The organism is Leisingera coralii, assembly GCF_049056525.1.
GTDB lineage: Bacteria > Pseudomonadota > Alphaproteobacteria > Rhodobacterales > Rhodobacteraceae > Leisingera > Leisingera coralii.
In genome coordinates, this window is sequence record NZ_JBHUPT010000017.1 from 66,732 (window position 1) to 81,390 (window position 14,659).

Consider the following 14,659-nt stretch of genomic DNA (forward strand, 5'->3'; position numbering starts at 1 on the left):
CATAAAAAATCCATCATATCTGCGCACAAAAATTTCCTGTCGCATTCCGGATGTTTTTTTGATTTACACCCGGAACGGCAGCTAAAAACGGCACCTTAATTGAGAAAGGCGACCTTCCTTTTGCGGGCCTCACCGGCGCGTGTGCGGCCTTACCAAGCGTTGCGCGAATAACGCTTGCGAGGTGACAGCAAATGCGCAAATCTTGAACCACCAATCAAAAAAACGGGTGCCTGGAGCACCACAACCAATCGGGAGAACTCTATGAACAGACACATGCAGTATCTGGCCAGTCAGGCTGCGGCAGGCAAACTGTCCCGCCGCGACTTCCTGGGCAAGGCCGCCGCACTCGGCTTTACCACTGTTTCCGCCAACCTGCTGCTGTCCAGCGCCGCCAAGGCGGCCGGCCCGCAGAAGGGGGGCACCATCCGCCTCGGCCTGCAGGGCGGCTCCACCACCGACAGCCTGGATCCGGCGCTGGTCACCAACACCGTCGGCCTGATGGTCACCCGCCTGTGGGGTGAAACCCTGGTCGAACTGGCCGACGACGGCGGCATCGAGGGCAAACTGGCGGAAAGCTATGAAGCCTCCGCCGACGCCAAGACCTGGACCTTCAAGCTGCGACCGGGCGTCACCTATTCCAACGGCCAGAACGTCACCACCGAAGACGTGGTCAAGACCATGGAGCGCCACAGCGGCGAGGACACCAAGTCCGGCGCGCTGGGGATCATGCGCGGCATCAAGGACGTGCGCGCGGACGGCGACAGCGTTGTCTTCGAACTGGACAGCCCGAACGCCGACCTGCCCTACCTGCTGGCCGACTACCACCTGATCATCCAGCCGAACGGCGGCAATGACGATCCGGCGGCGCCCATCGGCACCGGCCCCTACATCATCAAGTCCGCCGACATGGGCGTGCGCTTCGTCGCCGAGAAGAACCCGAACTACTGGGGCGATCTGGGCAATGCGGACACCGTGGAAATCATCGTCATCAACGACGACACCGCCCGCGTCGCCGCGCTGCAGTCCGGCCAGGTGGATGTGATCGACCGGGTGCCGCCGCGCACAGCGAAACTGGTGGACCGCGCGCCGAACATCACCGTGCACTCGACCTCCGCGGCCGGCCATTACGTGTTCATCATGCACTGCAACACCGCGCCGTTTGATAACAACGACGTGCGCCTGGCGCTGAAATACGGCATCAACCGCCAGGAAATGGTGGACAAGATCCTGAACGGCTATGGCACCGTGGGCAACGACACCCCGATCAACGCCTCCTATCCGATGTACACCGAGCTGGAACAGCGCCAGTTCGACCCGGACAAGGCGATGCACCACATGAAGAAGGCCGGCCACGACGGTGCCATCCTTCTGCGCACCTCGGACAACTCCTTCCCCGGCGCGCCGGATGCATCCGCCCTGTTCCAGCAGTCGCTTGCCGGCGCAGGCATCAAGCTGGACGTGAAGCGCGAACCGAACGACGGCTACTGGTCGGAAGTCTGGAACAACAAGCCGTTCTGCACCAGCTACTGGGGCGGCCGTCCGACCCAGGACCAGATGTTCACTACCGCCTACCTGTCGACAGCGGACTGGAACGACACCCGCTTCAACAACGAGCAGTTCGACCAGATGCTGGTCGCCGCCCGCGGCGAGCTGGACGTTGCCAAGCGGACGCAGATGTACGCCGACATGTCGATGATCCTGCGCGACGAAGGCGGTCTGATCTGCCCGATGTTCAACGACTTTGTCGAGGCAACCACCGATAAGGTGGACGGCTGGGTCGAAGGCATTCCGGGCCAGGTTCTGATGAACGGCTACGCGGCCAGCAAGCTGTGGGTCAAAGCCTAATATGTCCCCGATCGTAAAACTCCTGGCTCAGCGCATTGCGCTGAGCCTGCTTCTTTTGCTGCTCATCTCAATCGTGATCTTTGCCGGCACCATCGTGCTGCCGGGCGACGTCGCACAGTCGATCCTGGGTCAGTCGGCAACGCCGGAAGCACTGGCCAACCTGCGGGCGGAGCTGGGGGTCAACGACCCGCCCGTTGAGCGCTATTTTGCCTGGCTTTTCGGCGCCATACAGGGCGATCTCGGCACCGCTCTGACCAGTGGCCAGGACATCGCCCAAGCGCTGAGCAGCCGGTTCTGGAATACCCTGTTCCTCGCCTTCTGGGCGGCCGTGGTTGCGGTCCCGCTGGCGATTTTTCTGGGCCTGCTTGCCGTCCGTTTCAAGGACCGCTGGCCCGACAAGCTGATCTCGGCCGTCACCCTGGCCTCGATCTCGATCCCGGAATTCCTGATCGGCTATGTGCTGATGTATTTCATCGCCGTGCAGCTGCGCTGGTTCCCGTCAGTGGCAATGATCAACGACAGCATGAGCCTGTTTGAAAAACTGAACGCCATCGCCCTGCCGATCGCCGTGCTGACGCTGGTTGTTCTGGCCCATATGATGCGGATGACCCGCGCCGCGATCCTCAACGTGATGCAGTCGGCCTATATCGAAACCGCTGAGCTGAAAGGTCTCAATGCCTTTCAGGTGATCTACCGCCATGCCTTCCCCAACGCGATCGCGCCGATCGTCAACGTGGTGATGCTGAACCTCGCCTATCTGGTGGTGGGCGTCGTGGTGATCGAGGTGGTCTTTGTCTACCCCGGCATGGGCCAGTATCTGGTGGACCACGTGTCCAAGCGGGACGTGCCTGTTGTCCAGGCCTGCGGCCTGATCTTTGCCGCCGTCTATATCGGCCTCAACATGATCGCCGATATCGTCGCCATCCTGAGCAACCCGCGTCTGAGGCATCCGAAATGAAGAATATCCCCATTTCTGCACTCATCGGGCTATTGTTCACCGCCCTGTACTTCCTAGGTGCCATCTTTGCGCCGCTGCTGGCCCCGTATGGCGTCGGCGAAGTGGTCGGCGATGTGTGGGAGCCCTCCAGCTCTGATTACCTGCTGGGCACCGACAACATCGGCCGCGACCTTCTCAGCCGGATGATCTATGGCGGCCGCACCACCATCTTCATCGCAACGGCTGCGACCGTGCTGTCCTTCACCCTGGGCTCCGTCCTCGGCTTCTTTGCCGCGGTGATGGGCGGCTGGATCGACCAGACCCTGTCCCGCTTCGTCGATCTGGTTATGTCGATTCCGACGCTGATCTTCGCCCTGGTGGTGCTGTCCGTGGCTCCGGTGACCGTCCCTATCCTGATCCTGGTGATGGGCCTTCTGGACTCCACCCGCGTCTACCGTCTGGCCCGTGCCGTTGCGGTCGACATCGAAGTCATGGACTACGTCGAAGCAGCCCGCCTGCGCGGCGAGAAGACCGCCTGGATCATCTTCCGCGAGATCCTGCCCAACGCGCTGTCTCCGCTGATCGCCGAGATGGGCCTGCGCTTCATCTTCGCAGTTCTGTTCGTCTCCACCCTGTCCTTCCTGGGCCTGGGCGTGCAGCCGCCTGAGGCTGACTGGGGCGGCATCGTGAAGGAGAACAAGGAAGGCATCGTCTACGGCATTCCTGCGGCCCTGATCCCGGCCTTTGCCATCGCCACCCTGGCGATCTCGGTCAACCTGGTGGCTGACTGGGTGCTGAACCGGACCACATCGCTGAAAGGAGGCCGCGGATGAGCGATACCCTGTTGAAAGTCCGCGACCTTAAAATCGGCGCGACCATCTACCCGCCCGGGGAAAAGCCCCGCGACATCGAGATCGTGCACGGGGTCAGCTTTGACCTCGCGCCCGGCAAGGTGCTGGGGCTGATCGGTGAATCCGGTGCTGGCAAATCCACCATTGGCTTGGCCTCCATGGCCTATGGCCGCGGCGGCGTGAAGATCACCGGCGGCGAGGTCTGGGTCAACGGCCGCGACATCCTCAAGGGCAGCCACAAGGACATCCGCAAACTGCGCGGGGCCGAGGTGACCTATGTGTCGCAATCGGCGGCGGCGTCCTTCAACCCGGCCAAGAAGATCATGGACCAGGTGGTCGAGGCCGCGGTGGAGCAGAAAAAGTTCTCCCGCAAGGAGGCCGAGGCCCGCGCCCGCACCCTGTTTGCCAAGCTGGGCCTGCCGGATCCGGACAATATCGGCGAACGCTACCCGCACCAGGTCTCGGGCGGCCAGCTGCAGCGCTGCATGACCGCGCTGGCGCTGTGCCCGGAGCCGGATCTGGTGGTCTTCGACGAGCCGACAACCGCGCTCGACGTGACCACCCAGATCGACGTGCTGATGGCGATCAAGGAAGCGATCCGCGATACCGGCGTTGCCGCGCTCTACATCACCCACGACCTGGCGGTTGTGGCCCAGGTGAGCGACGACATCATGGTGCTGAAGATGGGCAACACGGTCGAATACGGCCACGTTGACCAGATCATCAACAACCCGCAGGAGGAGTACACCAAGGCGCTGGTCTCGGTCCGCTCCATCGAGCATGAGGAAAAGCCCCCCACCGAGGAGCCGGTGCTGAGCGTGCGCAACATCACGGCGCGCTACAAGGGCACGAATTTCGACGTGCTGCACAATGTGAACGTCGACCTCTACCCCGGCCAGACGCTGGCGGTGGTGGGCGAGTCCGGCTCCGGCAAATCCACCCTCGCCCGCGTCATCACCGGCCTGCTGCCGCCGCGCGAAGGTCAGATCGAGTTTGCCGGCCGCATCCTGTCACCGGACCTCAAGGGGCGCACCCGCGAGGACCTGCGCGAGCTGCAGATGATCTATCAGATGGCGGACGTGGCAATGAACCCGCGCCAGACTGTCGGCACTATCATCGGCCGCCCGCTGGAGTTCTACTTCGGTATGCGCGGCGCCGAGAAGAAGAAGCGGATCATCGAGCTGCTGGACGAGATCGAACTTGGCGAAAAGTTCATCGACCGCTACCCGGCGGAACTGTCCGGCGGCCAGAAGCAGCGTGTCTGCATCGCCCGCTCGCTTGCGGCAAAGCCCAAGATGATCATCTGCGACGAGGTCACCTCGGCACTGGATCCGCTCGTGGCGGACGGCATCCTGAAGCTTCTGCTGGACCTGCAGAAGATCGAGGATGTGGCCTATCTGTTCATCACCCACGATCTGGCGACGGTGCGCGCCATCTCCGACAACATCGCGGTGATGTACCAAGGCAAGGTGCAGCGCTACGGCGGCAAGTCCAAGGTGCTGAGCCCGCCGTTTGACGATTACACCGATCTGCTGCTCAGTTCCGTACCGGAAATGAAGCTCGGCTGGCTGGAAGAGGTGATAGCCCACCGCAAGATGGAAAGCGCCGGCAACTGATTCCACCAAAGGATGCAAAGCCCCCGCCAGATTGCTGACGGGGGCTTTTTCTTTTTAAGACCATCCTGTTTTGTGGTATTTTAATTCCACTGGGGAGAATGCGGCGGAACCAGCCGCAAGCAATAGCATCATCACCGAGCATGGCTGTTTTCATGCAGGCCAAACCCGAATGAGCCGGGCAGTTTTGCTTTTTCAGGCAGAACAGGAGGGACTGTCATGACGGATTGGGCCATTCACGGACTGGAAATCGCCAACTGCAACTGCCTGCCGGGCTGCCCCTGCCAGTTTTCGCAGCTGCCCAGAGACGGCACCTGCGAGGCGATGCTGACCTTCCGCATCGACTCGGGGCACTACGGGGACACCAAGCTGGATGGCCTGCTGGCCGCCGCGATCTACAAGTGGCCGGGCCCGATCCACGAGGGCAACGGCGAGATGCAGCTGATCATCGACGAGCGGGCCACTGCGGACCAGAAGACCGCGCTGGAAGCCATCATGACCGGGCAGGACACCGCCGAGTTTGCGACGATGTTCTTTGTGTTCAATGCCATGTGCACGACCAGGCACGAAACCCTCAGCGCGCCGGTCTCCCTGAACTATGACAAGGAAACCGGCAAGGGCCATGCCAAGGCCGGTGATATCGGCGAAACCTCGGTGGAGCCAATCCCGCATATCGTTTCAGGGGATCCGCATTCGGTGCAGATCAAACTGCCGAACGGGTTTGAGTACTCCGAGGCCTCGGTGGCACGGGGCAGCACCCGAACCCCCGGCTCTGCCATCAGCCTGCAAAAAAACAGCAACACCCACGCCCATATCGCTGAGCTGCACCTGACCGGTGCGGGCGTGCAGCGCGCGGCCTGATGCCCATGGACCGGAAGCCGCATATCCAGGGGCCAGTGGAAAGGCTGGCCCGTCACGACCAGGCTGTGGTGCTTGGCGCCGCGGGGTTTGTCGTGCTGCTGAGCGCGCTTTACACGGTGACGGGCACCGGCATGGAAATGAGCGCCATCGAAATGACGCGCATGGCCGGCCCGGTTGGTGAACCTATGCAGATGGGGCTGGAGACGGTTTGGACGCCTGCATATGCGGTGCTGATCTTCCTGATGTGGTGGATCATGATGATTGCCATGATGACCCCCAGCGCAGCCCCTGTCCTGCTGCTGTTCACCGCCATCAAGAAAGCCGGCTCCAATCCCGCCCAGGCGCCGCTGCTGAGCCTCTTGTTCCTCAGCGGATACCTGCTGGCCTGGGCTTTTTTTTCAATCGCAGCCACCATTTTGCAATGGGGGCTGGAAACAGTTGGCCTGTCAAACGGCCCAATGATGTCGCTCAGCAACCGTGCCTTTGCGGGTGCGTTGCTGTTAGCGGCGGGCGCCTATCAGTTTACCCCCTACAAGCACGCCTGCCTCTCCCACTGCCGTATGCCGGTTCATTTTCTGACCGCGCACTACCGCACAGGCTTGGCTGGTGCTGTGCTGGTAGGCGCCCATCACGGAATGTACTGCCTCGGCTGCTGCTGGGCACTGATGCTGCTTCTGTTCGCAGGCGGGATCATGAACCTCTACTGGATCGCCGGTATTGCCCTGTACGTGCTTGCCGAAAAACTCCTGGCGCGCGCCAGGCTGTTTGTTCCTGCAACCGGCGTCCTGCTGATGATTGCCGGCGTGTACCTGATTGCCACCGCTGTCTGAGCCGCAACTGACCCGCCAGATCTCCCGAAAATGCCGGATTCAGACCATCCATTCGCTTTTTGAATGGCGCTTCAAGAATCTGACATCAAAATGGGCCACCGAAGCCACCGCAAGGCAAAAGGATTCGGGCCATGGACAACAAACTTCTGCTCATCATTCTGGACGGCGTGCCCTGGCGAAATTTCCGCCGCCTGTTCGGCAACCTGGAAGGCTGGGTGGACAGCGGCGATGCCCGCGTCTGGAAGCTGCGCAGCGTGCTGCCGTCGATCTCGGCCAGCTGCTATGCCTCGATCCACACCGGCGTGGCACCGGCCATCCACGGCTGCACCGGCAATGCCAACGTGTTCCGGCTCAAGGAAAAGGACGTGTTCAGCCAGGTGCGCGAGGCAGGCGGCGTGACCGGTGCCGTGGCGCACAGCTACTGGTCCTCCTTCTTCAACCGCCACCCGTTCGACTACGTCCGCGACATCGAATACGACGAGCCCGAAAGCAAGAGTATCAACCACGGCCGGTTCCACACCATGACCGGCTACGGTAAGGACAACCAGATGACCCCGTCGGATGTCGATCTGTTCGGCACCCTGACCAACCTCTGCCTGCGCTTCGGCCTCGACTACGGCATGCTGCACACCTGCACCCTGGACAGCATGGGCCACCGCTATTTCCACGACTGCCAGGAGATGGACCACGCCTGCTTCGTGATGGACGAGATGCTGGCCCCTTTCATCACCCGCTGGCGCGATCTGGGCTATGAGGTGATCGTCACCGCCGACCACGGCCAGGACGAGCGCGGCCACCATGGCGGCCGCAGCCCGCTGCAGCAGGAAACCGCGCTCTATTACTTTGGCGAAGCCGACGGCCCCGACCACAGCGATATCATCGACCAGCGCCAGCTGGCCCCGGCCATTCTAAAGCGGCTAGGCGCGCCCATCGCCGAAACCATGAAGGCGGAACCGTTCCTGAAATAACCTGATTGCGGCGGCTGTATGCTAGGATGGCCCGCAGCCGCCGTTTTCAATTGTCAGGACCGATTGCCATGAAATCCCTTGTTGCCGCCTTTTGCCTGCTGGCCGCGCCAGCTCTGGCCAGCGATGCCTGCCACGACCTGTGGTTCACCAGAAACGCTGTCATCGACCGGGCCGGATACTGCTTCGGCTCGCCGCTGGGGCAGGCCGTCTTTGACAACCGGGGCTGTATTGGCAAATCCGTCTCCCTGCCGCCGCAGGACGAGCGGCTGGTGGCGCGGGTCAAGGAGATGGAAGCGCGCTTTGGCTGCCGGGTGAACAACAGGCAGCCCTCTCTGAACCTGGACGACCTGTTTCTGCGCTATCAGCTATGGGACCTGCCGGTGCGTGACGAGTTCGAAAGCGCCTGCCTGGGCTGGCTGGGCCCGGCGACGGGCCTGCGGGCCGGACACCGGCCGGACGCCCCGCTGGTCGGCCAGATCACCCCCGGTGATTACGTGAATTATTCCCATATTCCGGTTGGCAGCTGGAGCTATGTGACCACCTCGGGCCCGGACTGGCAGGTCACCAGCGGCGGCTGGCTGGATACTTCGCTGTTTGAGGAGAAATGCCGGGACTTTGCGGGCTAGGCGGGCCTAGTCGTCGTAAGGCCAGATCCCCTGCCCCAGCGACTCGATCGCGAGCGAGATGCGCTCGAAACTGTCACGGGCGCGGGCAACGCTGTGGCGCGCGCGCAGATAACCGTGGATCAGCCCAGGCTCGTTGATCCAATGCGCCTTGCCGCCCGCTTCGGCAATGCGATCCCGGTACTCGCGCGAGTCGTCCCGCACCGGATCGCAATCGGCTGTCACCAGAACTGTCGGCGGCAGACCGGAGAAATCGCTGTCCTGCAGGGACGCAAACAACGGGTCGTTCTTCGGCGCTTCTCCATCCGTCCGGATATCCATGTAATAAATCACGTCCTCGCGGGTCAGCATCGGCGCCTGCGCATGTTCGATATAGGAGCCCTGGTCCATATCACCGCCCAAGGCGCCATATATCAGCACCTGCCCCAGCAGGGCATCGGTCCGGCCGCGGGCATGATGCGCCACCGCGGCACATAAATTCGCCCCGGCGCTGTCGCCAGCCATCACAATCCCCTTGCCAAATGTCTTCTCCACCCAGTTCAGCGCGGTCCAGGCATCTTCGAACCCGGCGGGATGCTTGTGCTCCGGCGCCAGGCGGTAATCCACCGCCACCACCCTGTAGCCGGTCTGGGCACAGAATTCGGCGCAGATATCGTCGTGGCTGTCGAGCCCGCCGACCACAAATCCGCCGCCGTGGCAGTAGAGCACCGTACGGGTCGGGTGGCCCGCGGTGTAAACCCGCACCGGCACGCCGCCGGCCTTAGTGTCCAGCGGAGACACAACATCCGGCCGCGGCGCCCGGAATTCCCGCGCCATGGAGTCATAAATGCGGCGCTGCTCGTCTATGGTCATTTCCACGGCATCGTCGGGATAGAGCTCCCCGGTCTTCTGGATGAAATCCCAGGTCTCCTCGTCGATCAGCCGTTCGTAATCCATCTGCGAGCCTCCCTGCACGCCGCGTTTTCCCGAGCCTAGGCAGAGATTCCCGCAAATGGAATGCCTGAATGAAAAAGCGCCCCGCAGGGCGCCTTTGCTGTTGCATCTGCCGGCAGCTTCAGGCCGCCGCGGCAGGTTCCCAGGGGCGGGTGAAACTGTTCAGAACGCCGGAAATCTCAGCCTCCGTGCTGCCATTGGCCGCCACCTGAGCCACCAGCCCGCGCTTCTTGTCGTCGATTACGCTAACCACGCGCGCGGCCACCCCGGCCTGCTCCAGCGCGCCATTGTAGACGCGGGTTATGGCGTGTTTGCGAAGGTCCGGCTTGAACACCTTGCCAACGGCGGTTTTCGGCAGTGCGTCCAGCACGGTCAGGTGCTTGGGAATCGCCGCGCGCTCATGCACGTGGATCTTGCAGTACTCCAGCAGCTCCTGCTCACTGGCCGAGGCGCCCTCAACCAGCTCGACAAAGGCACAGGGAAGCTCCCCGGAATGGGCGTCCGGCTGGCCGATGGCGCCTGCAAAAGCCACCGCTGCATGCCCCAGGAGCGCTTCTTCGATCTCCGCCGGGTCGATATTGTGGCCGCCGCGGATGATCAGATCCTTGGCGCGGCCGGTGATCCACAGGTAGCCATCTTCGTCGATGCGGCCCAGATCGCCGGTGCGCAGGAACCTGTCCTGATAGTAGAGGTCCACGTTCTTTTCGGCCTCGGTGTAGGTATTGCCGGCAAAGACCCCGGGGTTGGAAACGCAAATCTCGCCAACCTCATCTACCCCGCATTCCATCGGGCCGCTGTTGGTCTGCTTGACGATCCGCACATCCGTGTAGGGGAACGGAATGCCCACAGAACCAACCTTCTTCTCACCACCGGGCGGGTTGCAGGACACCAGGCAGGTGGCCTCGGTCAGCCCGTAGCCCTCGACGATGGTGACGCCCGAGGCGCTCTCGAACCGCTTGAACAGCTCCATCGGCATCGGGGCCGAGCCGGAAAAGGCCGTCTTCACGGTAGAAATATCGGCATCCACCGGCCGCTGCATCAGCGCCGACACCGCCGTGGGCACGGTGATGATAAAGGTGATCTTCCAGCGCTCGATCAGCTTCCAGAAATTGTCGAACACCCCCTCGCCGCGGTAGCCCTGCGGCGTCGGGAAGACCACATGCGCGCCGGACGCGATGGCTGCCATCATGATCACATGCACCGCAAAGACGTGGAACAGCGGCAGCGGGCAGATGATGTTGTCTTCTTCGGTGAACAGCAGGGTGCTGCCCAGCCAGCCGTTGTAGACCAGCCCTGAATACTTGTGCTGCGCCACCTTGGGCATGCCCGTGGTGCCGCCGGTGTGGAAATAGCAGGCCACCCGGTCGCCGTCGCTGTCGGCGAAGTTCAGCGTCTTGGGCTGTTTCGCCATCTCCTTGGAGAAGTCAAGGTAATCGGCGTGGGCCGCCTTGGCCTGGTTGTCCAGCTTGGGCCGGATCAGCGGCACGATCCAGGATTTCGGCGGCGTCAGGTAGCGGTTCAGATCCACCTCCAGAACCGTGTTCACCCCCGGCGCATGGCGCACTGCCTCGGCCACTTTCTGCGCCACATCGGTCTTGGGGAAGGGCCGCAGGGTCACCACCACCTTGGCCTTGGTTTCCCGCAGGATCGAGGCGATCTGCTCCGGCTCCAAAAGCGGGTTGATCGGGTTCACGATCCCTGCCACCGCACCGCCCAGCATGGTCACCAGCGTCTCATTGCAATTGGGCAGCACATAGGCGACCACATCCTTCTCGCCAATGCCCAGCGCGCGGAACATGTTGGCAGCCTGGCTCACCTGCTCCTTCAGGATGCGCCAGGTCAGGGTTTCTGCCTTGTCCGTGGGGCCGGAGAGGATCTGATAGCTGACCGCGTTGCTGTCCGGATATTTGTCCGCCGTGCGCGACAGCAGCCCATACAGCGTGGCTGGCAGATCCCGCGCCTCATACGGCATTTCATTCTGCAGCGCGTCGCGGTCCGCAATTCCGGAAAAACCCATAAATCTCCTCCCCGTTCCCCCGGTGTTTCGGGGTGTGTTCTCGTTCGCCACAGACTATTGCAATCGCGCATTTGCGCAAGCGCCGGCAGGGGGTCACGTCAAGGCAGGTTGCGGCATGACGTGACGCCAAGCACATCCGAAATTGACCATTTGCAATAATAAACGCCCCGAACGATGTCCGGGGCGCCTGACGTTCTGCAGTTTTCTGCGGTTACTCCGCCGCCAGTCCCTCGGTGAACTGCAGCTTGGCCAGCCGCGCGTACAGCCCGCCCTGCGCCACCAGCTCATCGTGGCTGCCCATGGCCACAATCCGCCCCTGGTCCATCACCACGATCCGGTCTGCCTTTTTCACGGTGGCCAAACGATGCGCCACGATCAGCGTGGTACGGCCCTGGCTCAGCTCATCCACCGCAGCCTGCACCAGCCGTTCGCTCTCTGCATCCAGCGCCGAGGTCGCCTCATCCAGCAGCAGCACCGGCGCGTCGCGCAGGATCGCGCGGGCAATGGCAATCCGCTGCTTCTGCCCGCCCGACAGCATAACCCCGCGCTCGCCGACAAAGCTGTCATAGCCGTCCGGCAGTTTCGAGATGAACTCATGCGCCGCGGCAGCCTTGGCGGCAGCTTCAACCTCAGCGTCGGAGGCGTCCGGGCGGCCAAAGCGGATGTTCTCGCGGGCCGACGCAGCAAAGATCACCGGATCCTGCGGCACCAATGCGATATGGCGGCGGAACTCATCCCGCTGCAGATGCTTCAGCGCCACGCCGTCCAGCTTCACGGCGCCCTGGTTCGGATCATAGAACCGCTGCAGCAGCTGAATGATGGTGGTCTTGCCAGCGCCGGACGGGCCGACAAAAGCCACTGTCTCACCCGGCTTCACGGCCAGCGAAACCTCCTCCAGCGCCGAGACGTCCGGGCGCGACGGATAGCGGAAGGAGACATTCTCAAATTCGATCTCACCCTTGACCGGCGCGGGCAGCACCTGCGCCGCTGCCGGGTCCAGCACGGTATCCTCGGCATTCAGCAATTCGACCAGCCGCTCAGTGGCGCCGGCAGCGCGCTGCAGTTCGCTCCAGATCTCGGACAGCGCAGCGACGGAGCCCGCCACCAGCACCGCATAGATCACGAACTGGATCAGCGTGCCCTCTGTCATCACACCGGCGCGAACATCATTCGCGCCCATCCACAGGACCCCGACAATGCCGGAGAACACCAGGAAGATCACGATAACGGTCAGCAAGGCCCGGGTCCGGATCCGGCGGCGCGAGACGTCATAGGCGGTCTCGGTCATCTCGCCGAACTTCAGGCGGCTGGCGCTTTCATGGGTGAAGGCCTGCACCGTCTGCACCGCGCCCAGCGCCTCTCCCGCATTGCCGGAGGACGCGGCGATCCAGTCCTGGTTTTCCTTGCTGATGGCGCGCAGGCGGCGGCCCAGGAACAGGATCGGCACGATCACCGCGGGCACGATCAGCAGCACCATCGCGGTCAGCTTGGCCGAGGTCAGCAGCATCAGCACCATGCCGCCCAGGAAAATCAGCAGGTTGCGCAGCGCAATCGACACTGACGAGCCCAGAACTGACTGGATCAGCGTAGTGTCGGTGGTGATCCGGCTCAGCACCTCACCGGTCATGATGCGTTCATAAAACTCCGGGCTCATACCGATCACCCGGTCGAACACCGCCTTGCGGATGTCGGCCACAACGCGTTCGCCCAAACGGGTCACCAGCGCGTAACGCACGCCGGTCCCCACCGCCAGCAGCGCTGCAATGACAAGGGCTGCACTGAAATAGAGGTTCAGAAGCTCGGAATCGGAAACCCGGAAGTTGTCCACCACCCGGCGCACCGCCAAGGGCAGCGTCAGCGACAGTGCCGCCGTCAGCACCAGCGCGCAGGTGGCCGCAAACATCAGCCCCCGGTAGGGCCGCATGAACGGCCACAGTGCCGAGAGCACGCCAATCTTCCGGGAGCTCTCCCGCTCCTGTTCCGCGTTCGGGGCCGCTTGTCTCCGCGCCATTCCGGATCCTTCTGCACTTTTGGTCTTGCGGGGAGTTTCCCGCGCATTTGCCAATGGTTCATGGCCCCGCAGCCCCCGCGCGTCAAGCGCAGAGCAGTTTCAAACAGCGCATGAAAACAACTGCAGCCCGCGTCACACTGTATCAGTGCGGCACTCAGGCAGGCGGCATAAGGGTGGCAGCGGGGGAAGGTCTGGAGCGGGTAGCGGGAATCGAACCCGCACCTTAAGCTTGGAAGGCTCTTATGATACCATTTCACCATACCCGCTCAGGACATTCGCTGATTTAGGTGAAGCACCGGGGAAGGTCAACCATCTTGATCCGGTTTCTCCGGGGGCGGCCGGAAAATTCTGTGCAGCCCTTGCGGAACGCCCCCCAAGCCCCCCAAATGATGGGATAATCCAGCTGCCAGGCAGCTCCCTGAACAATCCGGACGCACGCTGTGACCCGAAGCCCGCAAACCGCCGTCATCACCTCCCACGGCCAGCCCTCCGCCCCTGCCCCGGCCGAAGCGGAGCTGGCAAAACTCGCCGCGGAAGTTGCCGCGCATCTGCCGGGGTGGGATGTGCGCTCCGCCACTCTCGCAACACAAGGACGGCTGGAGAAAATGACGGAGGACGGCGCCGTGGTCTACCCGTTCTTCATGTCCCAGGGGTATTTCACCGCCAAGGTCGTGCCAGACCGGCTGCAGGGCCGCAGCTGCCGCATTACGGCGCCTTTCGGCCTTGATTCCGCGCTGCCGCCGCTGGCGGCCCAAGCGGCCCGGCAGGCAGCAGAGGTGCAAGGATGGGATCTCACCGGGCTCCATCTGCTGCTGGCCGCCCACGGCTCCGCCCGCGGCCCCAAGGCGGCCGAAGCCGCCGAGGCCTTCGCCGCCAAGCTGCGCCTGCTTCTCCCCGGCTGCACGGTTACACCCGGTTACGTCGAACAGAACCCGCAGGTTGAAACGTCTGCGGCGCCCCTGCCCGCCCGCTCCCTCTGCCTGCCCTTCTTTGCCCAGGCTGGCGATCACGTGAAAGAGGACATCCCCGAAGCGCTGGAAGCCGCCCGGTTCAGAGGCCTCGTGCTGCCGGTCACAGGCGCGCTGCCTGGCGTTCCCAGACTGATCGCCGAGGCCATCCGCACGGCGGCCTGAGACTGCCGGCCTTGACCAAAGCCCGGCCAGGCGGGAA

General features: G+C 63.0%; 12 protein-coding genes and 1 tRNA gene. 9 read left to right on the plus strand and 4 right to left on the minus strand.

Annotation, left to right across the window (positions count from 1 at the left end; translation table 11 throughout):
* The first annotated feature begins 261 nt into the window (after positions 1 to 261).
* The 8 genes from ACFMBG_RS06885 (at position 262) to ACFMBG_RS06920 (ending at position 8,531) form a co-directional block, all read left to right on the plus strand.
* On the plus strand, positions 262 to 1,845 hold the full coding sequence (locus ACFMBG_RS06885; protein ID WP_421053964.1) for an ABC transporter substrate-binding protein: 1,584 nt from the start codon (positions 262 to 264) through the stop codon (positions 1,843 to 1,845).
* 1 nt (position 1,846) lies between these two features.
* On the plus strand, positions 1,847 to 2,803 hold the full coding sequence (locus ACFMBG_RS06890; RefSeq protein WP_421053965.1) for an ABC transporter permease: 957 nt from the start codon (positions 1,847 to 1,849) through the stop codon (positions 2,801 to 2,803).
* Entirely contained in the window at positions 2,800 to 3,615 is an 816-nt protein-coding gene (locus ACFMBG_RS06895; protein WP_421053966.1) for an ABC transporter permease, read from the plus strand. The genes ACFMBG_RS06890 and ACFMBG_RS06895 overlap by 4 nt, the downstream gene beginning before the upstream one ends.
* The gene (locus ACFMBG_RS06900; protein WP_421053967.1) at positions 3,612 to 5,249 is read left to right on the plus strand and encodes an ABC transporter ATP-binding protein; all 1,638 of its coding nucleotides are present in this window, start codon (positions 3,612 to 3,614) and stop codon (positions 5,247 to 5,249) included. Before ACFMBG_RS06895 ends, ACFMBG_RS06900 begins: the two co-directional genes overlap by 4 nt.
* A 216-nt stretch (positions 5,250 to 5,465) precedes the next feature.
* On the plus strand, positions 5,466 to 6,107 hold the full coding sequence (locus ACFMBG_RS06905; RefSeq protein ID WP_421053968.1) for a DUF1326 domain-containing protein: 642 nt from the start codon (positions 5,466 to 5,468) through the stop codon (positions 6,105 to 6,107).
* A 92-nt stretch (positions 6,108 to 6,199) separates the two neighbouring features.
* Positions 6,200 to 6,937, plus strand: coding sequence for a DUF2182 domain-containing protein (locus ACFMBG_RS06910; protein WP_421053969.1), 738 nt, complete (start codon positions 6,200 to 6,202; stop codon positions 6,935 to 6,937).
* Positions 6,938 to 7,068: 131 nt separating this feature from the next.
* Positions 7,069 to 7,905: an alkaline phosphatase family protein gene (locus ACFMBG_RS06915; RefSeq protein WP_421053970.1), complete on the plus strand. Its 837-nt coding sequence runs from the start codon at positions 7,069 to 7,071 to the stop codon at positions 7,903 to 7,905.
* Positions 7,906 to 7,973: 68 nt separating this feature from the next.
* Positions 7,974 to 8,531: a DUF4453 domain-containing protein gene (locus ACFMBG_RS06920; RefSeq protein WP_421053971.1), complete on the plus strand. Its 558-nt coding sequence runs from the start codon at positions 7,974 to 7,976 to the stop codon at positions 8,529 to 8,531.
* A gap of 6 nt (positions 8,532 to 8,537) precedes the next feature.
* Here the strand turns inward: ACFMBG_RS06920 and ACFMBG_RS06925 are convergent, their stop codons facing one another.
* The 4 genes from ACFMBG_RS06925 to ACFMBG_RS06940 all read right to left on the minus strand — a co-directional run bounded on the left by ACFMBG_RS06925 (position 8,538) and on the right by ACFMBG_RS06940 (position 13,755).
* Positions 8,538 to 9,464 (minus strand): alpha/beta hydrolase, encoded by a 927-nt coding sequence (locus tag ACFMBG_RS06925; protein WP_421053972.1) that lies wholly within the window; start codon positions 9,462 to 9,464, stop codon positions 8,538 to 8,540.
* Between the two features lie 118 nt (positions 9,465 to 9,582).
* Positions 9,583 to 11,478: an acyl-CoA synthetase gene (locus ACFMBG_RS06930; RefSeq protein ID WP_421053973.1), complete on the minus strand. Its 1,896-nt coding sequence runs from the start codon at positions 11,476 to 11,478 to the stop codon at positions 9,583 to 9,585.
* Between the two features lie 211 nt (positions 11,479 to 11,689).
* On the minus strand, positions 11,690 to 13,489 hold the full coding sequence (locus ACFMBG_RS06935) for an ABC transporter transmembrane domain-containing protein (RefSeq protein ID WP_421053974.1): 1,800 nt from the start codon (positions 13,487 to 13,489) through the stop codon (positions 11,690 to 11,692).
* Positions 13,490 to 13,681: 192 nt separating this feature from the next.
* Positions 13,682 to 13,755, minus strand: a tRNA-Gly gene (locus ACFMBG_RS06940).
* 174 nt (positions 13,756 to 13,929) lie between these two features.
* On the opposite strand from ACFMBG_RS06940, the gene ACFMBG_RS06945 reads away from it, so the two are divergent.
* A complete protein-coding gene (locus tag ACFMBG_RS06945) occupies positions 13,930 to 14,622 on the plus strand; it encodes a sirohydrochlorin chelatase (RefSeq protein WP_421053975.1) in 693 nt (230 codons plus the stop codon).
* Positions 14,623 to 14,659 lie beyond the last annotated feature (37 nt).